This window comes from Stenotrophomonas sp. 112478_Sma, assembly GCF_056479905.1.
This window is the reverse complement of the sequence record NZ_CM151072.1, coordinates 2,473,491-2,496,131: the sequence shown is the minus strand read 5'-3', so window position 1 is coordinate 2,496,131 and position 22,641 is coordinate 2,473,491. Positions and strand designations below refer to the sequence as shown.

General features: G+C 66.9%; 17 protein-coding genes and 1 pseudogene. 7 read left to right on the top strand and 11 right to left on the bottom strand.

Translation table 11 applies throughout. The features are described from left to right. Positions 1-85 precede the first annotated feature (85 nt). Entirely contained in the window at positions 86-2,713 is a 2,628-nt protein-coding gene (locus tag ACZK08_RS11490) for a TonB-dependent receptor (RefSeq protein ID WP_065175233.1), read from the bottom strand. A 201-nt stretch (positions 2,714-2,914) separates the two neighbouring features. Next, positions 2,915-3,892: a zinc-binding dehydrogenase gene (locus ACZK08_RS11485; protein WP_065182936.1), complete on the bottom strand. Its 978-nt coding sequence runs from the start codon at positions 3,890-3,892 to the stop codon at positions 2,915-2,917. 432 nt (positions 3,893-4,324) lie between these two features. On the opposite strand from ACZK08_RS11485, the gene ACZK08_RS11480 reads away from it, so the two are divergent. The 4 genes from ACZK08_RS11480 to ACZK08_RS11465 all read left to right on the top strand — a co-directional run bounded on the left by ACZK08_RS11480 (position 4,325) and on the right by ACZK08_RS11465 (position 8,628). Then, complete coding sequence (locus ACZK08_RS11480; protein WP_065182934.1) at positions 4,325-6,688, top strand: ribonucleoside-diphosphate reductase subunit alpha; 2,364 nt, start codon at positions 4,325-4,327, stop codon at positions 6,686-6,688. 105 nt (positions 6,689-6,793) lie between these two features. Further along, positions 6,794-7,837 carry a ribonucleotide-diphosphate reductase subunit beta gene (locus ACZK08_RS11475; protein ID WP_231107806.1) on the top strand — a complete coding sequence of 348 codons (1,044 nt, stop codon included), beginning with the start codon at positions 6,794-6,796 and terminating at the stop codon, positions 7,835-7,837. A 13-nt stretch (positions 7,838-7,850) separates the two neighbouring features. Further along, entirely contained in the window at positions 7,851-8,330 is a 480-nt protein-coding gene (locus ACZK08_RS11470; RefSeq protein ID WP_065182973.1) for a flavodoxin, read from the top strand. Further along, positions 8,302-8,628 (top strand): thioredoxin family protein, encoded by a 327-nt coding sequence (locus ACZK08_RS11465; protein WP_053517820.1) that lies wholly within the window; start codon positions 8,302-8,304, stop codon positions 8,626-8,628. The genes ACZK08_RS11470 and ACZK08_RS11465 overlap by 29 nt, the downstream gene beginning before the upstream one ends. 66 nt (positions 8,629-8,694) lie before the next feature. Here the strand turns inward: ACZK08_RS11465 and ACZK08_RS11460 are convergent, their stop codons facing one another. Then, entirely contained in the window at positions 8,695-10,026 is a 1,332-nt protein-coding gene (locus tag ACZK08_RS11460) for an Nramp family divalent metal transporter (protein ID WP_053517819.1), read from the bottom strand. A gap of 116 nt (positions 10,027-10,142) precedes the next feature. Here ACZK08_RS11460 and mntR point away from each other — a divergent pair, with 116 nt between their 5' ends. Then, positions 10,143-10,607, top strand: a complete 465-nt coding sequence (gene mntR, locus ACZK08_RS11455) for a manganese-binding transcriptional regulator MntR (RefSeq protein WP_065182931.1) — start codon at positions 10,143-10,145, stop codon at positions 10,605-10,607. Between the two features lie 72 nt (positions 10,608-10,679). On the opposite strand, the gene ACZK08_RS11450 is transcribed toward mntR, so the two are convergent. The 4 genes from ACZK08_RS11450 to fabR all read right to left on the bottom strand — a co-directional run bounded on the left by ACZK08_RS11450 (position 10,680) and on the right by fabR (position 16,975). Further along, positions 10,680-11,228, bottom strand: a complete 549-nt coding sequence (locus tag ACZK08_RS11450; protein ID WP_065182930.1) for a thioredoxin-like domain-containing protein — start codon at positions 11,226-11,228, stop codon at positions 10,680-10,682. Continuing rightward, positions 11,218-13,374, bottom strand: coding sequence for a TonB-dependent receptor plug domain-containing protein (locus ACZK08_RS11445; RefSeq protein WP_065182969.1), 2,157 nt, complete (start codon positions 13,372-13,374; stop codon positions 11,218-11,220). Before ACZK08_RS11445 ends, ACZK08_RS11450 begins: the two co-directional genes overlap by 11 nt. A 238-nt stretch (positions 13,375-13,612) precedes the next feature. Beyond that, positions 13,613-15,991 (bottom strand): autotransporter family protein, encoded by a 2,379-nt coding sequence (locus tag ACZK08_RS11440; protein ID WP_065182929.1) that lies wholly within the window; start codon positions 15,989-15,991, stop codon positions 13,613-13,615. Positions 15,992-16,318: 327 nt separating this feature from the next. Next, positions 16,319-16,975, bottom strand: a complete 657-nt coding sequence (gene fabR, locus ACZK08_RS11435; protein ID WP_053517811.1) for an HTH-type transcriptional repressor FabR — start codon at positions 16,973-16,975, stop codon at positions 16,319-16,321. Between the two features lie 53 nt (positions 16,976-17,028). Between fabR and ACZK08_RS11430 the strand changes: the two are divergent. Both ACZK08_RS11430 and ACZK08_RS11425 read left to right on the top strand, forming a co-directional pair. After that, positions 17,029-18,138, top strand: a pseudogene (locus ACZK08_RS11430) (ferredoxin reductase). 12 nt (positions 18,139-18,150) lie between these two features. After that, positions 18,151-19,299 (top strand): fatty acid desaturase family protein, encoded by a 1,149-nt coding sequence (locus ACZK08_RS11425; protein WP_053517809.1) that lies wholly within the window; start codon positions 18,151-18,153, stop codon positions 19,297-19,299. A gap of 27 nt (positions 19,300-19,326) precedes the next feature. Here the strand turns inward: ACZK08_RS11425 and ACZK08_RS11420 are convergent, their stop codons facing one another. The 4 genes from ACZK08_RS11420 to ACZK08_RS11405 form a co-directional block, all read right to left on the bottom strand. Next, positions 19,327-19,665, bottom strand: a complete 339-nt coding sequence (locus ACZK08_RS11420) for a tetratricopeptide repeat protein (protein ID WP_065182928.1) — start codon at positions 19,663-19,665, stop codon at positions 19,327-19,329. Continuing rightward, positions 19,662-20,240 (bottom strand): flavin reductase family protein, encoded by a 579-nt coding sequence (locus ACZK08_RS11415; protein WP_053517806.1) that lies wholly within the window; start codon positions 20,238-20,240, stop codon positions 19,662-19,664. Before ACZK08_RS11415 ends, ACZK08_RS11420 begins: the two co-directional genes overlap by 4 nt. Next, positions 20,237-20,866 carry a superoxide dismutase gene (locus ACZK08_RS11410; protein ID WP_053517805.1) on the bottom strand — a complete coding sequence of 210 codons (630 nt, stop codon included), beginning with the start codon at positions 20,864-20,866 and terminating at the stop codon, positions 20,237-20,239. The genes ACZK08_RS11415 and ACZK08_RS11410 overlap by 4 nt, the downstream gene beginning before the upstream one ends. 100 nt (positions 20,867-20,966) lie before the next feature. Beyond that, positions 20,967-22,487 carry a thioredoxin family protein gene (locus ACZK08_RS11405; protein ID WP_065182927.1) on the bottom strand — a complete coding sequence of 507 codons (1,521 nt, stop codon included), beginning with the start codon at positions 22,485-22,487 and terminating at the stop codon, positions 20,967-20,969. Positions 22,488-22,641 lie beyond the last annotated feature (154 nt).

The following is a 22,641-nucleotide window of genomic DNA, read 5'->3' as shown; positions in this document are numbered from 1 at the left end:
TCCGTGGAGCCGAGCCCACGCTCGGCTCCATCAAGCCGGTAAAGCAGCCGGGCATGGGCTCGGCGCTACATGTGCAGTTTCCGCATCAGAACCGGTAGCGTGCCCCCACCGTGACGAACTGGCCGCGCAGGTTGTACTGGCTGATGTCGAAGCCGTTGGAGCCGCCCGCCGGGTCGAATGGCGGGTCCTTGTCGGTCAGGTTCAGCACCGACAGCGACAGCGTGGTGTTGGGAATGCCTTCGTACGCCACGTACAGGTCCAGCTGGTGATAGGGCTTGACGCGATCGCGCAGGCCCGGGTTGCTGGTGGCCGTCGCGACCCGCTGGTCGTAGCCGCTGACATATTGCAGGCTCAGCGTGCTGTTCCAGTCGCCCACCGCCCAGTTCAGTGACGTGGTGCCGCGGGTGCGCGGCAGCGCGCCGTGGCGGTTGTTGCCCGCGCCGTCATAGGGCGCCTGACCGGCTACCAGGGGCTGCTTGAAGCTGAGCAGATGGGTCCAGCTGCCGGCGAGGGTGAGGTTGCCCCAGCCGTCGGTGCGGAAGGTGCGGCTGGCCTCCAGGTCGAGACCGGACGTGGTCAGCTCCCCCTGGTTGGCATACTGGTTGGTGATGAACTGGATGCGGCCCTGCGCATCGCGCTGGACCCGGCCCGGGAACAGGGCGGGATTGTCGACGATGAACTGTGCGCTGTCGGGCTTGACCAGGTTGTCCTGCTCGATGCGGTACCAGTCCAGGCCGATGCTGCTGTCAGCGTCCGGCGACCACACCGCGCCAACGTTGAGATTGCGCGAGCGCTCGGCCTTCAGGTCGGGATTGCCGGTGCGGATGTTGGTGACACCGCGGCTGCCACCGGGCTGCAACGGGTCGAGCGGGTCGATCACCGATCCGTAGCTGACCGTCTGCCCGGGTGCGATTTCCGGCAGCGAGGGAGCGCGGAAACCGCGCGAGAACGAACCGCGCAGCAGCAGGCTGTCCAGCGGCTGCCAGCGCAGCGCGAACTTCGGCGAGAACGCCTTGCCGAAGTCGTCGTAGCGGTCGCCGCGTCCGGCGACCTGCAGTTCCAATGTGCGATGCAACGGTACGCTGAACTCGGCGTAGGCGGCGCTGACCTGCCGCTCGCCATCGACCACGTTGATCGCCGGCCGCAGCTCCGTTCCGGACAGCACCTGCGCACTGGTCCGTGCATCCAGCGATTCCTTCCGGAACTCCGCGCCCCAGGCGAAGCCGACCGCGCCGGCCGGCAGCTCCCACAGCGACGTCGATGCCTTGAGGTTCAGAGAGTGCAGCTGGTACCAGCCCGGGCGCTTGGTCTGCAGGCGCAGCGCGTCAAGCGCGGCCGGCGTGCTGGCCGGGTCGAGGAAGTTGTAGCTGCCATCGCGCAGGATCTGCTCGAACGCGTAGCGGTTGATGAAGTTGTCCACGTACTCGCGCTGCTCGCTCTGCGAGGTCAGTGCGGCGACCTCCCAGTCCCAGCGCTCGCCCTGGCCACGCACGCCGGCCAATGCACGGTAGAACACCTGCGTGTTGTCCTTCAGGCGCGGGCCGAGATCGAAGAACGTGTACTCGAAGGGCAGGGGAGCGCTGCCCGGGTTGTTCGGATGCCCGACCGGCAGCACTGCCGGAATGTCGAGCAGGGTGCCGGTGGCGGGGTTGTAGGCGCGCAGGCCCGGGCCGACGGTCAGTGGCGCGCTGAAGATCTGGTCGGCCTTGTTGTGGCTGTAGAGCACGTCGGCGAAGGCTTCGACGTTGTCACTGAAGCGGTAGGTCGCGCTCAGCGAGGCCTGCAGGCGTTCGGCACCGGGCTGCAGGGTCTTGAATGGCTGCGCATTGAACGCGCAGGCCTGGCCGGGCAGGCTGCTGCCGAAGTCGCTGTAGGGCCGCAGCTGGCTGCCCTCGGGGCAGGGCGAGAATGGCTGCGGCGCGCGCGGGTTCGCCAGCCAGTTGCCACCGGCAGTGGACCAGCCGGCCAGGCGACCACCGGGCTTGTCGCGGAAATCGCCGCTGCGGGTATAGGCGCGCTGGTCGGCGTCGAGCCGATCGCGCTTGAGCACGTCCAGCCCGAACAGCATGTTCCAGCCCTGCTGTTCGAGGTCACCGAAACCGGCCAGCAGATTGGCCTTGCGTTCGTCGAGGCCGCCCTGGGTGGCCGTACCGAAGCCGCCGCCCACTTCCACGCCCTGGAAGTTCCTGCGCAGGATGATGTTGATGACACCGGCGATGGCATCGGAGCCATACACCGCCGAGGCGCCGTCCTTCAGTACTTCAATGCGTTCGACCGCGCTGATCGGCAGCGCATTGAGATCGACGAAGGTGTCCTGGGTATTGAGGGCGAAACCGAAGTTGGCCACGCGATAGCCGTTGACCAGCACCAGGGTGTTCTTCGGCGACAGCCCGCGCAGGCCGATCGACGCCGAGCCCGCCGCGAAGCTGCCGGTGTACTGCTCGTCGAAGCTGTTGCCGGCATTGGCCGACAGGTTGCGCAGCACATCGGTCAACGTGCTGCGACCGGTCTGTTCGATCTGTTCACGGCTGACGATCTGCACCGGGTTGGGGCCGGCGGTGTCGCTGCGCTTGATGTTGGATCCGGTCACCAGCACGGTGCCGAGCGTGGTGCTGTCCTTGCCGGTATCGGTGGTTTCAGCAGCGCCGGCAGCGCCGGCGGTAAGTCCCAGCGCGATGGCGCCGGCAAGCAGGTTCAGGGTGGTGCGGTACATGGAAGCGACAACGCCGGACAGAAGAGGAGCCGCCAGTACCGCATGCGCTCGCCTGCGCCTTCCAATGACGAAAGCGCATTCAGTTATACATCACAGGTTCTTAACGAGTGACTGGCCCTGTTATCGACCGGTGCTGCGCATTCCTCTCAGGGGTCAGATCCCTTTCCAGCGGAAAGGGATCTGACCCCGGTTGGCCGACCGTCAAGGCCGCAAGAGCACCTTGCCGTTGCGGCCGGAACCTGCGCCGGCTTTGACCGCCGCAGCGATATCGTCGAGTGCGAACACCTGTTCCACCGGCAGCGTCAGTTCGCCGCCGGCTGCACGCTGCAGCAGTTCGCCCACCAGCCGTCGCTTGTCGTCCACCGCCATCGCCTGGCTGACCTTGCTGCCCCAGAAGCCTTTCACGGTGGCTTCCTTGTAGATCAGGCCTCCGGCGGGGATGCGCATGGGCTCGCCGCTCATCACGCCGAAGGACACCAGCGTGCCGTGGTGGCCGAGCAGGTCGACCAGGTCACCGCTGGCGTCGCCGCCGATGGAATCCACGGCGGCCGCCGCCTGCGCTTCACCGGTCACTGCACGCACGCGGTCCTTCCAGCCGTCCACTGAGGTATCGAATACATGATCGATGCCGAGCGCCTGCAGCTGCGCGACCGCATCGGCGTTGCGCACAAGGTTGGCCACATGGACACCCCGCGCCCGCGCCAGCATCGCCAGCGACTTGCCGACCGCGCCATTGGCGGTGTTCTGCACGATCCATTGGCCTGGCTCGACATGCAGGAATTCCAGCAGCATCAGGGCACTGAGCGGCATGGCAATCAGCTGCGCAGCGGTCTCATCGGGGATCGATTCCGGCATCGGAATCACCATCCGTGCCGACGCGATGAATGCTTCGCCCCAGGTGCCGTGCACCGAGGCGGCAGCGACACGCTGACCGACCCGAAGGCCTTCGACGCCGTCGCCAACCGCGTCGACCACGCCCAGTGCCTCGCTGCCACCGATCGCCGGCAGCGTCGGCTTGTAGCCATACAGGCCGCGCACGGTCAGCAGATCGTGGTTGTGGATGGAGGCCAGCACGGTACGGATGCGCACCTCGCCAGGACCAGGTTCAGGCAGGGCGGCCTCGGCGACGGCAAGGACGTCGGACGGGTCGCCGAAGGAGGAGTACTGGGCAGCGCGCATGGGGGATGTTCCGCGGAAAGTGGAGGTTGTATCGAAGTGGGGATGCGTGCGGCGTCGACAAGGCGGCGCAGACGCAACACGGCATCCTGCGACGGTTCGTCGCGGCCGGCGCCTTTTACTGCATCTTGTGTTGACGATATCCATCATCCCCACTATGTTGGGGCCGTCACTCCCGGTCAGCCGCCGCCGCCGGACGATGCAAGACACGTCCCGCGGCCCGCCCCTGAAGGCTTGCCGTGTCGACGCGGCCGCCCTCGTGCGGACTCAGGTCGCCCCCACGGCCCGGATACCGGCCGCAGGCGCAGGCACTTGCCGACGATCTGGTGTTCCCGCGCTTTGGCATCCCACCCGATCGCCCCGTGCGCCGGTATCGCGTGCAGGGCCGCCATGGCATCGGCGCAATCGTGCGTGCGAGCCTGGAGACGCAGGACCATGACCGAATACACCTACCGCGCGGCCGATCCGGCCGGCGCCGGCGACGCCCTGCGCGCCGGTGGCGAGCGCGTGCCGACCTGGATCACCAAGGAGGCCGGCAACCGACGCCTGCCGTTCGACGCCGGGCGCCTGCAGCGCAGCATCGACGCCATCCATGCCGAGTTCCCGCAGCTGGACGTAGCCGACTACCGCCGCGTGGTACAGGCGATGGTTGAGCGCAAGCCCAGCATCAGTGCCGACGACCTGGTGGACCTGCTGATCCGCGAGGCGGAATCCCGTGTGGACCTGGTCGCGCCGGACTGGGAGCGGTTCGCCGCCCGCATCTACCTGCGCCGCCTGTACAAGCGCGCCAGCCGCAACCGCTTCTACGATGTCAGCCTGAAGTACGGCTCGTACGTAGGCCTGCAGGAGAGCCTGGCCGACCGTGGCGTCTACAGCAATGACATCCTGCGCTGCTACTCGAAGGAGGAGCTGCAGCAGGCCGGAGAGATGATCGATCCCGACCGCGACCGTCTGTTCGCGTACAACGGCCTGTACCTGCTGGCGACGCGCTACCTGGCCAGCGACCGCAGCCGCGAGGTGTACGAGTTGCCGCAGGAGCGCTGGCTGACCATCGCCCTGTACCTCATGCAGGAGGAGAAGCCGCGTGAGCGGCGGATGCAGCTGGTCGGCGAGGCCTACTGGGCGCTGTCGAACCTGTACATGACGGTGGCCACGCCGACGCTGGCCAACGCCGGCAAGGTCGGTGGACAGCTGTCCAGCTGCTTCATCGATACAGTGGACGACAGCCTGCAGGGCATCTATGACTCCAATACGGACATTGCCCGCGTGTCCAAGCACGGCGGGGGTGTCGGCGCCTACCTGGGCTACGTGCGCAGCAGCGGTGCACCGATCCGTGGTGTGCCCAACTCGTCCGGCGGCGTAGTGCCCTGGATCAAGCAGCTCAACAACACCGCGGTATCGGTCGATCAGCTCGGCCAGCGCAAAGGCGCGGTAGCGGTATACCTGGACATCTGGCACCGCGACATCGAGGCCTTCCTCGATCTGCGCCTGAACAACGGCGACCAGCGCCTGCGCGCGCATGATGTGTTCACGTCGGTCTGCGTCCCCGATCTGTTCATGGAGGCGGTCGAGCGTCGGGCCGACTGGTACCTGTTCGACCCGCATGAGGTAAAGCAGGCCAAGGGCTGGTACCTGCAGGACTTCTACGATGAGACGCGCGGTGCGGGCAGCTTCCGCGACCGCTACGCGGAGCTGGTGGCCGACGAGCGCATCAGCCGGCGCACCGTGCGCGCGATCGATCTGTTCAAGCGCATCATGCTCAGCCAGCTGGAGACCGGCAATCCATTCCTGTTCTACCGCGATGAAGTCAATCGCAGGAACCCGAACAAGCATGCGGGCATGGTCTATTCCAGCAACCTGTGCACGGAGATCCTGCAGAACATGAGCCCGACGCGGATGATCCAGGAGATCGTCAGCGGCGACCAGATCGTCACCACCCGCCGCGCCGGCGATTTCGTGGTGTGCAACCTGTCCTCGATCAATCTCGGACGGGCGGTCACCGCGCCGGACGATCTGTTGGCGAAGGACGTGCTGGAACGGTTGATCCCGATCCAGGTGCGCATGCTGGACAACGTGATCGATCTCAATGCCTTGCCGGTGCCGCAGGCCACGATCACCAACCGCAAGTACCGGGCCATCGGCCTGGGCACGTTCGGCTGGCATCACCTGCTGGCGCAGCAGGCGATCCCGTGGGAATCGCCGGAGGCCGAGGCGCTGGCCGACCGCCTGTACGAGCGCATCAACTTCCTGACCATCCAGGCCAGCGCCGAACTGGCGAAAGAGAAGGGCCACTATCCGATGTTCGCCGGCAGCGACTGGCACACTGGCCGCTACTTCAGCGACCGTGATTATCGTGATGCGGCCTGGGAGCGCCTGGCGCGTGAGGTGGCCCGCCATGGTCTGCGCAACGGCTGGCTGCTGGCGGTCGCGCCGAACATGAGCACCGCCCAGATCGCCGGTTCCACGGCCTCGATCGATCCCATCTACAGCGCGTTCTACTACGAGGAGAAGAAGGACTTCCGGCGACCGGTCGCAGCCCCCGGGCTGTCGCTGGAAACCTGGCCTTACTACGAGAAGGGTGCCTACAAGGTGGACCAGTTCGCCAGCGTCCGGCAGAACGCCCGGCGCCAGCGCCATGTGGACCAGTCGATCAGCTTCAACCTGTATGTGCCCAGCACCATCCGTGCGAGCACGTTGCTGGAGCTGCACCTGAGCGCATGGCGCGCGGGACTGAAGACCACCTACTACGTGCGCTCCAACGACATCGACATCAGCGAATGCGAGTGGTGTTCAAGCTGATCGCTGCGCCCCAGCCGCGGTAGCGCCGGGCCATGCCCGGCGAGCGCACCGCGCGGCCACTCTACATTCCGCCGGGCATGGCCCGGCGCTACCTCTGCAGGAACGATCATGGCAACGCCGCTTGACCGCATCAAGATCCTTGAACCACGCCATCCCAACCGCAGCACCGGCATCATCAACGGCCGCACCAGCGGCATACTGAACTGGAACGACATTCCGTACCCCTCGTTCTATCGGGCGTACAAGGAACTGTCGACCAACTTCTGGATCCCCGACGAAGTGGACATGAAGCTGGACGCACGCCAGTACGGTGAACTGTCCGGACGCGAGAAGAACGCCTACGACTCGATCATCGGCCTGCTGGCCACGCTCGATTCGCCGCAGACCCGGTTCATCTACAACGTCGCCGAGTACATCACCGATCCGGCCGCGCATGCCAATGCGGCGATCATCGGCCAGCAGGAAGTGATACATAACGAAAGCTACAGCTATGTGCTGGCGTCGATCACCGATCTGCCCAACCAGAACCGGGTGTTCGAACTGGCCCGCACGCATCCGACCATCATCAGTCGCAACGCGCCGATCATGCAGGCGTACGACGACTTCATGCGCGACAAGACCGCCGAGACGCTGCTGAAGTCGCTGATCCAGTCGTCGATCCTGGAGGGCATCAACTTCTACTCCGGCTTCGCCTATTTCTACAACCTGGTGCGGCAGAACCGCATGACCGGCACCGGCAAGATCATCAGTTTCATCAACCGCGACGAGCTGGCCCATACCAAGTTCATCAGCGAGGTGATCCGCGCCATCGTCGGCGAGAATCCGGAACTGCAGACCAACGAGCTGACGGCTTACGTACACAGCGCCTTCGAGCATGCCATCACGCTGGAGACGCAATGGTCGTCGGAAGTGCTGGATGGCATCGACGGCATCGATGTGGACGAGATGGTGCGCTATGTGAAGTACCGCGCCAACAAGATGGCCGGCATGCTGGGCATCGAGCGGCTGTACAGCGATACGACCGACAATGTGATGCCGTGGATCAAGGCCTACGCCGACAACTTCACCGAAACCAAGACCGACTTCTTCGAGATGCGCAATGCAAGTTACAAGAAGACCAACGTCGACAACGGCTTCGACGATCTCTGAGCGGGGGCCGGCGCTGGGCATCCTGATCGTGGTCGCCTCGCTCAGTGGCAATACCCGGGAGCTGGGACGGCAGATCGCCGAGCGGTGTCGCGCGGCGGGTCACGCGGTGCATTGGCAGGAGGCCGACGACCTGCGCCAGCCGGCTCCGCTGGCGGCCGATGAAGCCGACCTCGTGCTGCTGGGCAGCTGGACCGACAACGCCGGGCGCACACCGGCGGAGATGAAGGCGTGGGTGGCCGGCATTGCCGGGCAGGGTCAGTGGCCGCGACAGGTGGCGGTGTTCGGCACCGGCGAGACACAGTGGGGCCAGGAGTACTACTGCGGCGCCGTGCACCGCCTGATCCGCTACTTCCACAGCGGCTACCCGCCGCTGGAGATTGAACAGATGCCGCACGGCGAGCGTCACGCCGCCGCCATCGACGCCTGGACCGACGCAGTCCTGGCCCATTACCGGAGTACCACCGATGCAGATCATCGACGCCACCACGCCTGAGCAGCTCCAGCAGCTGTTGGCCGAACATCCCCGGGTCCTGGTGGATTTCCACAAGGACCAGTGCCCGGGCTGCCGGATGCTGGAGATGTCCCTGCAGCGTGTCGCCAGCAGCGGCGCGGGGCAGGGCATGACCCTGCTGCGGGTGCAGCTGGAAGTGCTGGGTGAAACCTTCTTCAGGGAGCTGGGGCTGCGCCAGACACCAACGCTTGCGCTGTTCCGTGACGGCAACGAACGCATCCGCCTGGCCGGATTCCAGTCGCCACAGCAGATCGAGGCTGCCATCGCCCTGCATCTGTAGAGCGGGGCCACGCTCGACAGCGCTGCACGCGTGCGTCGAGCATGGCCCGGTGGCGGCCCTCGGCCGTCAGGCGGCGGCGAAGGTGTCGACCAGCAGCTTCACATTCAATGCCACGATCACCAGCGCGATCAACCAGGCGATCGTACCCAGCCACCGCGGCGCCACCAGTGCGCCCATGGTCACCTTGTCGGTCACGATCCGCACCAGGGGAATGATCGCGAACGGCAGCTGCATCGACAGCACCACCTGGCTCAGCACCAGCAGCTTCACCGCGCCCTGGTCGCCGAACAGCACGATCACCACCACCACCGGAATGATCGCCAGCGCCCGGGTCAGCAGCCGCCGCAGCCAGGGCGGCAGGCGAAGGCGCAGGAAGCCCTCCATCACGATCTGCCCGGCCAGCGTCGCGGTCACCGTGGAATTCAGGCCCGATGCCAGCAGTGCCACCGCGAACAGCGTCGCCGCGGCGCCCACGCCCAGCATCGGTGCCAGCAGCTGATGCGCCTGCTCGATGTCTTCCACGTCGAAGCGACCGTTGGCATGGAATACGGCCGCGGCCAGGATCAGGATGCTGGCATTGATGAACAGTGCCAGCGTCAGGGCCAGCGTGCTGTCGGTCACCGCCCAGCGCAGCGCGCTGCGGCGACCCTCGTCGGTACGCGGATACGCTCGGGTCTGCACGATGGACGAGTGGAGGTACAGGTTGTGCGGCATGACCGTGGCGCCGATGATGCCGATCGCGATGTACAGGGCGTGCGGATCGGTGACCACCTGTGCGCGTGGAATGAAGCCGCCAAGCACCGCCATGACAGGCGGCGCGGCCATCGCGATCTGGACCACGAAGCAGGCGAAGATCACCATCAGCAGCGCGATGACGAAGGCCTCCAGCGCGCGGAAGCCGCGGTTCATCAGCAGCAGCACCAGCAGCGTGTCCAGCGCGGTGATCACTGCACCCCACAGCAGCGGCAGGTCGAACAGCAGCTTCAGTGCGATGGCGGTGCCGATCACCTCGGCCAGGTCGCAGGCGATGATGGCTGCCTCGCACAGCGCCCATAGGGCCAGGTTGACCGGCTTCGGGTAGCGCGCGCGACAGGCCTGGGCCAGGTCCAGCCCGGTGGCGATACCCAGCCGCGCCGAGAGCGCCTGCAGGATCACCGCCATCAGATTGGACACGAGGATGACCGACAGCAGCAGGTAGCCGAAGCGTGAGCCGCCGGCCAGGTCGGTGGCCCAGTTGCCAGGGTCCATGTAGCCGACCGAGATCATGTAGCCCGGGCCGAGGAACGCCAGCAGGCGGAACCACCAGTGGCCCTTGTCGGGTACCGCCACCGAGGCATTGAGCGCACCCAGGCTGGCCGGGGCAGGGGCCGAAGGGTCATCGGGCGCCAGGGTGTTCATGCGCGTAATATAGCCCGTGCTATATCCAATAGCAATGTGAAACAATCGTCTTTATCGCGTCACTGGTCCAGAATTCAGGTTCATTCCCGGACGACTTCGGCAGGACAGGCGCACGCGTGGGCAAGAGCGACGATTCGACATCGCCAAAGAATCCCCCCTTGATCGAGGCCGAGCGCCAGGTCGAGAGCTTCCGGCAGGTGCGCGAGGCGCACCGGATGGAACTGGTGGAGGACTATGTCGAGCTGATCTCGGACCTGCTGGCCGATGGCGGCGAGGCCCGCCAGGTCGACATCGCCACCCGCCTGGGGGTGGCGCAGCCGACGGTGGCGAAGATGCTGCGGCGGCTGGCCCGCGACGGCTGGGTCGTGCAGCGGCCCTATCGTGGTGTCTTTCTGACCGTCGAGGGCGAGGCGCTGGCCCATGCCAGTCGCCAGCGGCACCAGACGGTGGAGCGCTTCCTGTTGGCGTTGGGCGTGGATGCAGATACCGCCCGGCGCGATGCCGAAGGCATCGAGCATCATGTCAGCGAGCAGACGCTGGCGCTGTTCGAAGCATTCGTGCGCAAGGCCGAGGGCGGGTAGGGCCGGTGCCCGCGATCTGAAGGGTGGCGGTAGCGCCGGGCCATGCCCGGCGGCCGTGGAAGGAGCCGCAGATCACTCAAGCGGCGGGCAGCGCGCCTGTTCCTGTGCGCATGCCGCTGCCTGCCACAGCTTCAGCACAGGCTGCAGACCCTCATAGCGCCGCCCATGCCACCCCTTCGCCAGCACGCGACCTTCCGCGTCGATCAGCACCAGATTGGGCGGCGCGGGGCCGGCCAGGGCCTGCAGCACCGGCATGCGCGCGGCCCTGCGCGGGTCCAGCACCGGCCACGGCATGTCCTGGCGGCGCATGTAGCGGCGCAGCGCGGCCTCGCTCTCATCCTGGCTGACGTACACCACCTCGGTGTCCGCACCGGCCTCGCGCAGTGCGTCACGCACGCTGCGCAGGGTCGGCACGAAGGCATGGCAGGGCGCGCACCAGTCCGCACCGAAGTAAAGCGCGATCAATCGCGGCGGCGGCGACCACTGCATCGGGCGCAGCGATCGCGCCTCTGGTCGCATCAGCGACGCCGAGACCTGCGCGTGCAGATTCTCTGCCGCGACCGGCGCGGCCAGCAGCGCGCTGCCGGCGCACAGCAGAACGCGCAGTGCTTCAGAACGCATAGCGCAGGCTGACATACCACGAGCGCGCGAAGCGGGGCCCGTAGACGTAGTCGCTGTCGCGCAGCGCGCCGGCTTCAAGATCCTTCTGCCGCTGGTCGAACACGTTCTTGACTCCGGCTGCCACGGACACCTCCTGTTCGGCGCCCACCCCGAGGTGGCGATGCCAGCGGGCACCCAGGTCGGTAACCCAGAAGGCACGGGTGCGGTGCAGTTCACCCAACCGGTTGTTCAGCACCGGCATTGAACCGGTGTGGCGCAGCGCGATGAAGGTCTCCCACGGTTCTGAAGGCAACCAGCCGAGCTGGGCCAGCCCGGTCCAGCGAGGGGTCTTGAGGTAGTCGCGGCTGTCGATCACGGTGTCGCCGCCCTCGCCGGTGTCATCGAAGATGCGCTGGGGTTCGCGGAAGCGCGAGCGGTACCACGATGCGCCCGCGGTAAGACGCCATTGCGGCGAGGGTTGCCAGCCCAGATTGGTTTCCATGCCCAGTACGTCCGAGCCCGAGGCGTTGTAGCGCAGCTGGCCGAGCTGGCCGTCGGCGCCGCGCAGGATCTCGCCCAGCGCAAAGGTGTCACGGATGCGCGCGTAGGAGGCGGTGGTATCCCACGTCCACACCGGCTCGGCCGGATCCGAACGCCAGTCGAAGCCGAGCAGGGTGGTCAGCGCACGTTCCTCCTTCAGGCCGTCGGCATTGCGCATGCGCACCTGCTCGCCACCGAGCGTGTCCACATGCACATCCTCGACGAAGATTTCCGGTGCGCGGAATCCGCTGGCAATGCCCGCCCGCCACTTCAGGTTCTCCGTGGTCTGCCAGGCCAACGCGACACGCGGTGAGAGCACCGCGTTGTCCAGTTCGGAACTCTTGTCCACGCGCGCGCCGATCACCAGGTCGATGTCCTCGCGCAGGCTCCATTCGTCCTGCACGAAGGCGCCCAGGTTGTGGAAGCTGGCATCCTCCAGCACGGCCAGGCGCTGGCCGTCACCGGTCCGGTTGTCGTCGCGCAGGCGCTCGTGCTTGTACTGCACGCCGAACGCCAGGGCATGCGCGCCCAGCCGCCAGTTCAACTGGCTGTCGAGGTAATGCAGCGGATTGTGCGTGCGTCCGTACTGCCGCCAGGAGCGCGAGGCGGCGCTGCCGGCCACGGTGGGGTCGAGCTCGGAGGGATCGTATCCGGCTGCCGACGGGTCGGTGACCACATCGCCGAGACCGCCATAGAAGCTGTCGCGATCGATGTCGGCGAAGGCATAGGCGAGGCGGAAGTCGATGTCCGGGCTTACTTCCTGGTCCCAGGACACGCTGCCACGCCGGTACGTGGTGTCGAGCGATTCTGCGATGTTGGCCAGATACTCCGGCTGGTCGAGGCGGTTGCCGCCGCGCCGGCTTTCATCGGTGACCTGCACGTCCACGCGCAGCCGTGTTCCCGGTGTGGGCGCATACCACGCCTGCAGTCCACCGACCTTGAGATCCTTGCGCGTGATCTCGGTGTAGTCATCACCGTTGTAGTCGATGCCCCTGTTCCAGTTGCGCTGGGCGATCACAGACAGCCCGGCATCGACCTGCGCGGCGACCAGATCCAGCCGGACATCTGCATTCTTCTGCGGCGTGCCACGCAGCACATCCACGCCGGCCTGCACATGGCCACCACTGCGCGAGGGCAGCGGCGGAACCAGGTTGATCACGCCGGCCACCGCGCCGGGTCCATACAGCGCCGAGCCACCGCCCTTGACCACTTCGATGCGATCGACGAAGCCGGCGGGAATCTGCTCCAGGCCGTACACGCTGCCCAGCGTGGACAGCAGCGGGATGCCGTCGAACAGCAGCTGGTTGTAGGCACCCGGCAGGCCCAGCAGCTGCACTTCGCTGGTGTTGCAGTTCTGGCAGTTGCTTTCCACGCGCAGGCCATTGATCAGTTCGACCGCACGGGAGAAATCGGTGGCCGCACGCAGCGCGATGTCCTCCCTGCGCAGCACTTCGGTACGGATCGGCACATCGGCAAGCAGGCGCTCGCTGCGCGTGGCGGTACTGACCTTGACCTGCACCCGGTCCAGCTGCGTGGGCGAGGGCGTGCCGGCTAGTACCGGGGTCGACAGGGCAAAGAAGATGGCGGTGGCCAGCGGAAGGTGGCACGGTGGCACGGCGTGGGGCATGGAGGCGTCGTCCTTGGGGAAGAGAGCGGCGAGGGCGACCTGGCTGGTGTACATGAAAGCAAATGCTCATAGATATAGCAATGGCTATATCAAGCGCGACGCTGCTTTCGTGGGCACGGCGCAGGGCGCCTCATCAGGAACGACGGTGTTATAACATTACAATAGACGACGTCACCCCTGCCGGATGTCATATCCGGCAGGGGTGTTCAGGCGCGGGTTCCGGGCAGGACGCCGGGTGTTACCAGGCGGCGCGCAGGCCGACCTGTGCACCGTGGTTGCGATAGCCGCTGTCGCCGCGCTGCACGCGCAGGTCGCCCCAGGCACTCCAGCGTTGCCCCAGCTGCAGCTGCGCGCCCGCCTGCATTTCGTAGCGGCTGTCGGGCGTCTTCGCGCTCAACAGCTCTTCGTTGAAGCGCATCGAGGGATCTCGCTGGCCGCGCAGCCAGTTGACCGCCAGGAAGGGTTGTACGCGATTGCCGCGCAGGGTGCTCTGTCCAAACAGACGCACACCCAGCCGACTGTTCAGCCCGATGCTGCGGCCATCCTCGACCCGTGTTCCGTTGTCTTCAACCAGGCTGTCACTGTCGTAGTCGGTCCAGGTCAGCTGTGCCTGCGGCTGCAGGTACAGAGTGCTGGCCTCGCGGGTGCGGATCGCCCAGGCGTAGCCGAGCTCCAGCGACGCGCTGCGGACGTCCGCATCGTAGGTTTCCGCCGCAATGCCCTCGCCCTGCACATCATTGTCGAAGCGGGCAGCCTGCACCCAGCCGTCCACGTACAGACCGCCGCTGCTCTGTGCATCCTGTACCCAGCCCAGGTACACGCCTGCCGATTTGCCCTTGATCCTGCCGCGGGTGCCATAGCCGGACAGCATGGAGACTGCGCGGGTGGTGGCGTCGCCGGTGCCGAGCATCACGCCCACCTGGCCGCGCCCGTCGCTCCAGCGCCACAGATCGCTGCCCAGCTGCAGGACGTTGAGATGCGTGCGAGCATCGACCTGGCCGGCAATGCTGGCCTGGATCTGATCGCGGCCACCACGCACCCAGGTTCCCGGGCGCGCGCGGTCGAAGCCGGGCTCGCCGCGATCGTGACGACGTACCTGGAACATCTGCTCGGCCGCGATCTGGTTGGCCAGATAGGCACCGGGCTCCGGGCGCAGCACGGGTTCGGGATCGGGGTCAGGATCGGGAGGAGGAATCACCGGATCCTCCGGGTCGCACTCCGGCAGGGAAGGATTGATATCGCATGGATTGCCCGTGTAGGCCGAGGTCAGGTACCAGTTGCCGTTGGCCGTCGTGGCCGAGCCTTTGTGCAGGAAGTACTCGTACATGCCGCCGATGGCGCGGCCCTGCAGCGCGAAGCTGCCGTTGCTGGCGCCATCGACCTGGACCAGCAGGATGCCGTCGACCGTCTGCGCGCCAGCGCCCGCGATGTTGTTGACAGTGACGTTGGTGGTGCCGCTGGTGGCGCCGGTCACATGCAGGCGCGAACTGGCGGCGGCGTCGCCGGCCAGCACGGTGTTGAAATGCAGGATGCCGCCGTTGCCGGTGTAATCGCCATTGACGGTCAACTGCGCATACGCCGCCTGACCCTCCGCGCCGAGCAGGATATGGCTGTCCGCGCCGAGGGTGAGGTTGCCGGTGCTGCTGTCACCGGACAGCGTCCAGCGTCCGCCCTGGTCGACGATCACCTCGGCCGGGCCGGTGATCTGTCCGGTCAGCACCAGCCCCTCGAGGAAGCGCAGGGTCGTGCTGGCGGTATCGGCGATGACGAAGTTGCCGTTGAGGGTGGACGTGCGGGCGGTGAAATCGAGTGCCAGATCGGGGTCGACTTCCACCAGATTGCCGTTGCCACCGATGAGCGTTGCGCCGTTCTGGACGGTGAGGCGCGCCAGATCGGGAGCACGGCCATTCTCGATTCTCACCTTGACGGCGGGACCGGTGGTGCCCTCCACGCGTGATCCATCCACCAGTACACGCCAGTCCGCAGGGTCCGCATAGGGGGGTTGGCTCAGTCTGGAATTTCCCAGTAGCAGGCCGATGTCGCTGCCGATGGCGGCGGAGCCATCACGCAGCTCGATCGAGCCGGCCAGGCTGCGCATGCCGATGGCTCCGGAGAAGGTCGAGCGCTCGGCAACGATGGTGCCGCCACCACTGGCCTGAGCACTAATGGCGGCACCCGACACCTTGCTGTCGATGAACTGGACGAAGCTGAGAGGCTGCGGGGTGGGGGCGGTAATCAGTGCGCCGGTTGAAAAGCCGAAGCCGCTGGCACTCGTATTGACGATCTCCGACCTGAGGAAGCGGCCCTGCGAGTTGGTTATCGATGCTCCCGCTCCCGAAGCATTGCTGGTAATGGTCGTGTCCGTCGCATTGACGACGCCCCCCTCGCGGGCACCCATGCGACCCACACTGACGCCATTGAGGTTCAATGTTCCCTCGACGGAAAAATCTCGGCCCTCATAGGGGCTTCCCGGATCCACCGTCAGCGTGGTGCCGGCCGGGACAAAAACTGACTGGGCATGACCTGTCTGCGGCACGCCGACGCAGGCCGCCAGGGCCAGCGCAAGGGGAGCGACCTGCGCGGGCAGGGCGCGTGAAGCGGACTTCATCGTGTACATGGGATCTCTCCAATGCGTTGGATGGGGCCCGTCCCCACAGGCCAAAGGCAACACTCTGCGGGGCGACACCCTGCAGAGCCATGCAACTTTTCCAGAACCTGCGGCGGCGTCCATCCAGCTGTGGAGGGCCTATTCAGCTGCGGAACTCGCGCATGCTGGATAGTCCTGCTGAAGTGAAAACGGCATGAAGCCCCTGTCGAAGCGAGGCGAACCCCATTTCACCGATCTAAATCGTGACGCAAATCACAGATGACCGAGGGGGCGACATCTCGAAATACTGCATTGCAGCATTCCGGCGCAAAGCGGCAACGGTCTGGAGCCTGGCGATCAGCCGCGGCGGAAGGCGGCCGGGGTGCGGGCGCCGACGATGATCATGCGGATCATCGTGGAGATCTGTTCGACCAGTTCCGGATCTTTCTCCGGCGGCAGGTCCATCGCGGTGGCGCCCATCGCGAACACCAAGCGGGTGATCGCCTTGGCCACCAGTTCCGGTGCATGCAGCACCGCGCCGTCGAGGGCCGCCAGGCGCACCAGGTCGTGCTGCAGCTCTTCCTCGAAGTAATGCAGCTCGCGCTCGACAGCGTGCTTGAAGTCATCCGAGCCGACCGCACCTTCGCGCAGCAGGACGTGCAGCAGCTTGTCGTCTGCGCGCAGCTGCTCCATGAAGGTCTCCACTGATACCCGCACCACGCTGGTGGCGGAGGAGGTCGCGCGCTGCCGCGCCTCGCCGATGATGGTGCGCAGCGAGCGGCCGGCCACATCGATGAGGGCCACGGCAAGTTCGTCCATGTCGCGGAACTGCCGGTAGAAGCTGTTCGGCGCGATGCCTGCCTCACGCGCGACCTCGCGCAGACTGAGGGTGGACAGGCTGCGGTGCGGGCCGATCAGCTTCAGGGCCGCGGCCAGCAGATCCTCGCGGCTCACCGTACGGCGGGCCGGGCTCTGCGCATCTTCGGGTATCGACAGGACGGTGGCAGCGGCCATGAGGGCTCCGGTGGGGCAAGGCTGAATCATACCCAATCCGGTTCAATATACACGTGTATACACAGGTGTATGTGCGCCCGTATAGTGGCTGCCATGAGCGCTGTCGTCCGTCCGTCCCCGTTTTCCCTGCACCGCTGGCTGTCGCCCACGCTGTTCGATTTCTGGGCCGGCCAGATCAATCCGTTGTGGACGCTGCGCGAGCCCTTGGCACGCCTGGTCCGACGCGAACCAGCGGGCGAGGGCGCGGCCACCCTGGTCCTGCGCTGCAACCGGCACTGGGCCGGCATGCGCGCCGGCCAGCACGTCACCCTCGGCGTCGAGCTTGAGGGGCGGGTATGGCAGCGCAGCTACAGCCCGACCCGGCTGAGTGGCCGCGAACTGGCCATTACCGTCAAGGCCGTGGAAGGGGGCGGGTCAGCCAGCACCTGGTGAACCAGGCGCGGCCGGGAGACCTGTTCCGCATCGATGCCGCCTTCGGTGACTTCCATATGCCGGCCGCCGCGCCGGTGTTGCTGCTGGCGGCGGGCAGCGGCATCACGCCGATGCGCAGCCTGCTGCGCGAGGCCTGCCAGCGACCGCTGGGCGCGCCGGTGGACCTGTTCTACTGGGAACGCACAGCGGCCGCCATCCAGTTCCGTGACGAACTGCATACGCTGGCGACAGCGACGCCGGGCCTGCGCGTGCACCTGCTGACCACCCGCGAGGGCGAGGTGCCGGCCGCGCGCATCGATACCCACGCCCTGCAGATTCCCGGCGATGACACGCCGCTGGCACAGCGCCATGTACTGGCCTGTGGCCCGGACGGCTTCGTTGCCGCCGCGCGCCGCCGCCTTGCGCATCAGGTGGCCGGTTTCCAGGCGGAAGCCTTCACGCCGCCCGCGCCGCTGCTGGATGCCGACGGCGAAGGCGAGGTGTCGCTGACCCTGGCACGCAGTGGGCGCCAGCTGCGCGTGCCGCGCGGCCGCTCCCTGCTGGAGAGCCTGGAAGCGCAGGGCATCAAGCCCCGGCACGGCTGCCGCATGGGCATCTGCAACAGCTGCAGTTGTGAACGCGTCAGTGGCGGTACCCGCCATCTGCGCACCGGCGATACGCATTCCGAAGCGGCACAGCCCGTACGGATCTGCGTGAGTGCGCCGACCACCGACCTGACCCTGGATCTCTGAGGAACCGTTGCCATGACCCGCGCTACCGACCGTGCCCTGAGTCCTGCCGAAATGAACGCCTTCGGCCAGGAACTCGACGCGATCCGCGATCGTGTGATCGGCAGTCTCGGCGCGTCCGATACGCGCTATATCCGGCGCGTGGCCGCGGCCGTGCGCTGGTTCGGCGTCGGCGGCCGCAGCCTGCTGTTCCTGGCGGCGTTCTCGCCGCTGCTGTGGGCACCGCTGCTGTGGCCGGCCGCCATCGCTGGCACGCTCATGCTGGCGCTGTCGAAGATCCTGGAGAACATGGAGCTGGGCCACAACGTGATGCACGGCCAGTTCGACTGGACCGGCGACCCGAAGTTGAACGGCAACACCTACGAGTGGGACATCGTTGCCACCGCCGACAACTGGCGCAAGACCCACAACTTCCGCCACCACACCTATACCAACGTGCGCGGCATGGACGATGACATCGGCTACGGCCTGCTGCGCATCTTCCCGGAACAGCGCTGGAAGCCGTTCTATCTGCTGCAGCCGATCATCGCACCGATCTTCGCGCTGCTGTTCCAGTGGGGCGTGGCCGCCCAGGACCTGCGCCTGGGGCGCTGGCTGAAGGGCCGCATCAGCAGCCGCGCGATGTGGCTGCAGACCCGTCCGGTGGCGCGCAAGATGCTGCGCCAGGTGCTGAAGGATTACGTGCTGTTCCCGCTGCTGGCCGGCCCGTTCTTCCTGACCGTGATGCTGGGCAACCTGGTCGCCAACGGCCTGCGCAACATCTGGACCTACGTGATCATCTTCTGCGGCCACTTCACCGCTGAATCGGAGACGTTCCCCAAGGAGTGCCTGCGCAACGAATCGCGTGGCCACTGGTACCTGCGCCAGCTGCGTGGCTCGTCGAACATCAGCGGTGGTTTCCTGATCAACGTGCTGTCGGGCAACCTCAGCCACCAGATCGAACACCACTTCTATCCGGATCTGCCGGCCAACCGCTATGCGGCCATCGCCAAGGAAGTGAAGGAGATCTGCCTTCGCTACGGTCAGCACTACAACAACGGTTCGCTGCCGCGGCAGTTCGGCCAGGTGGTGTGGCGCATCCTGCGGCATGCCTTCCCGAGCAAGCCGCGCCGCCTGCCGATGCCGGACATCATGACGGCGCCGGCACCGGCCAACGCGGGCTGATCGATGCGGCCGGCCTGTGCGGCCGGCTCAGCCCGCGCTCTCCTGTGGCGCCGGCTGTTCGCGCTTTAGCCGGCGCAGAAACACCTGCATTTCCTTCCGAGCCTGCTCATCGCCCTGGTGGCTGGCCACGCTCAGGCCCCGTTGCCATGCCTCGCGCGCCGCCTGCGGCTGGCCACCCGCCAGCCAGGCCTTGCCCAGCAGTTTCCACGCCGCCGAGTACTGCGGATCAAGTGCCACGCAGCGGCCCAGATGGGTCGCCGCGCGCGCCGGATCGCCGGCGTCGAGCCAACCCTTGCCCAGCCCGAAGCGCAGCAGCGCGCTGTCGTGGCCGTTGGCGAGCAGGTCCTCCAGTGCCTCGATGGTCATGTCTGTACCTCCCGCAGGGTGTCCAGCGGCCCCGGCAGGAAGCGGCCACGGTGGAACATCAGCGGCGCACCGCCGGTTTCGTTGATCTCGATGATGCGGCCGGCCAGCAGCAGGTGATCACCCACCGGCCATTGCGCATGACGGGTGCAGGTCAGGTGCGCGACCGCGCCGGCGATGCGCGGCGGCGCGTCGTCTTCGTCTGGAAGCAGGGGTACGCCGTCGAAACGATTGCGCACCTGGGGATCGGCGAACGTGCGCGCCAGTGCTTCCTGGTCCGCGCCCAGCACGCTGATCGCGAAGCGCGTGGCGCGCTGGAAGGCCTGCAGGCTCTGTGCGTGCAGGGCCAGGTTCCACAGTACCAGCGGCGGCTGCAGCGACACCGGCACGAAGGAATTGATGGTCAGGCCCAGCGGTGTGCCCCGTGCGTCGCGGGTGCAGACGATGGCCACACCGGTAGGGAAGTGGCCGAGCAGCCGCCGCAATGCACGCGGCGGCAGACTGACCGAGGGTACCGGAGCCGGGGCGGGGAAGACCCCTGCCCACGGCCCGGCGTAATGGGGAGTGCCGGCGCTCATGCGCCGCCCACCTGGCGGTAGCGGCGACCGACTTCGGCCCAGTCGATGATGTTGAAGAACGCCCCGATGTAGTCCGGACGGCGGTTCTGGTAATGCAGGTAATACGCGTGCTCCCACACATCCAGGCCGAGGATCGGCGTGTTGCCGGACAGGCCGGCCGCCGCGCCCATCAGCGGGCTGTCCTGGTTGGCGCTGCTTTCAACCCGCAGGCGGCCATCGCGATCACTGGTCAGCCAGGCCCAGCCGCTGCCGAAGCGGGTCAGCGCCGCCTTGCTGAAGGCATCCTTGAAGGCATCGAAGCCGCCGAGGTCACGGTCGATGGCCGCCGCCAGCACCTCATCGGGCGTGCCGCCGCGTGCGCTGAGCACGGTCCAGAACAGGCTGTGGTTGGCGTGGCCGCCACCGTTGTTCCGGACTGCGCTGCGCTGGGCCTCCGGCACGGCATCGAGGCTGGCGATCAGCGCCTCGACCGGCTGTTCGGCGAGGCCGGCCTGCTCGACCGCGGCATTGAGGTTGTTGACGTAGGTCTGGTGGTGCCTGCTGTGGTGGATCTCCATCGTCCGCGCATCGAAATGCGGTTCGAGGGCATCGTAGGCATAGGGGAGCGGGGGAAGCGAGTACGACATTGAAGCAGTCTCCGTAGCGAAGGCCAGCGGGCTGGCCGTGGGGAGACTGTTATCGCACCTCAACATTGGTTGAGGTCAACCCGCCTGCTCCTTCATCCACTCAACCCAGCCAATCCCTGCACGCCCCATCCACCTGATTGCCGCACGCCTGCTGCATCCGCTGCTGCAGCCGCGCCAGCGTCTGCGCGCCCTGGTGCTTGCCACTCCATGCCTTCAGCTGCCCGGCCAGGCGTTCGAAGCGCTGGCGGGTGCGCTGGTGGTAGCCCGACGGCTGTGCCTCCAGTTCGGCGATCAACGAGGCGGTCGCCTGCTCGATGCGCGGCGCATCGTCCGGCGCAAGCTTCAGCAGGCCTTCCACATACAGCACACCCCACTGCACGCGGGTCGCCGGGCCCTGCGCACCATCGTAGGCCCGTTTCAGCCACTCCAGCGCACCGGCAGTGTCGCCGCGCTGCTCGGCCAGTTCGGCCAGCTCAGGCATGTAGTAGTACGGCTGCTCGCTGCGCTTCAGCTCGGCCAGCAGCAGCGACTCCGCGCCGGCGTCGTCGCCGACCTGGCGCAGTGCGTAGACCGCGCTGCTGATCGTGGCCTGGCGTGCATGCGCATCGGTGGCGGCGGCATCGGCGGCGGCCACGCGCTGCTTGACCCGATCAACCAGAGTAGCGGGCAGTGCGCCCTTGGGCTGTTGCAGTCGGGCCAGCGATATTTCGGTCAGCGCGCGCGACAACGCGTCGTCGGCGCGGTCGCCACGCTCGGCGTCTGCGCGCTCCAGTGCGACCAGCAGCTGCTGCCCCAGGGTGTTGCTGGTGGCCGGCCCGGTACTGGCCTGCTTGACCAGCTGTACGCCCGCATAGCCCAGCAGCTCGCGGTTGCGTCGTACCTCCGCGGGGTGCGCCAGCACGGCCTGCAGCAGCTCGCGCACTTCGGTGGGCGAGGCATCGGGCTTTTCGGCTGTCGCCAAGGCAAGCAGAGCGAAACGGCGCTGCAGGGCGGCCTCCGGTGCGGCCTTGGACAGCTGGCGCAGCACGTCCTGGCTGTTGCGTTCGCCGGCCAGGCGGTTGGCGTCGACTTCCCAACCGTAGTCGCCCAACACCTGCCAGTCTTCGGCGGCCAGTTGCTCCGGCGTCGTCAATGCGGTGGCCAGGGTGGCGGCAACGGCACTGCGGCGGCCTGCGGCCACGGTCAGTGCCCGGGTCAGTTCGGCGGCATCGTTGCCGCCGGCCACGCGGGTGATTTCGTTGCGCTGTGGGTCCAGCACGATCAGGGTCGGATAGCCGCGCACGCCGAAGCGCTCGCCCCAGGCCTGCGCACCTTCCTCGTCGCCATCCAGGTAGACGGGAACGAATTTGCTGGTCAGCGCGATGAAGGCCGGGTCCTTGAACAGACCCGCCTTGAGCTGGTTGCACGGTGGGCACCAGACCGCACCCCAGTACAGCAGCACCGGCTTGCCGCTGTCGGCGGCTTCGGCGAAGGCGTCGTCGACGTCGCCCTGGCGCCAGGCGATGGCGAACGCCGGTGCGGGGGCCTCGGCGGAGTTGGCGGTGGAAACCGGGGCCGGGGTGCAGGCGCTCAGCGCCGAAGCCAGCAGCAACACGGAAAGCGCAACGCGCATCGGCAGCATCTCGAAGGGCAGGGTGACAGGCCATTGTAGGAATGACGGCAGAGGCTGCTGATTCAGTTTGCTCATGAAGGGTGCGCTGCAGGGCATGACGCCCGCCCGCACCCTCTGCTGATACACCACCCCATTGAACCCACCGGCTTGGCACGCACCTGCG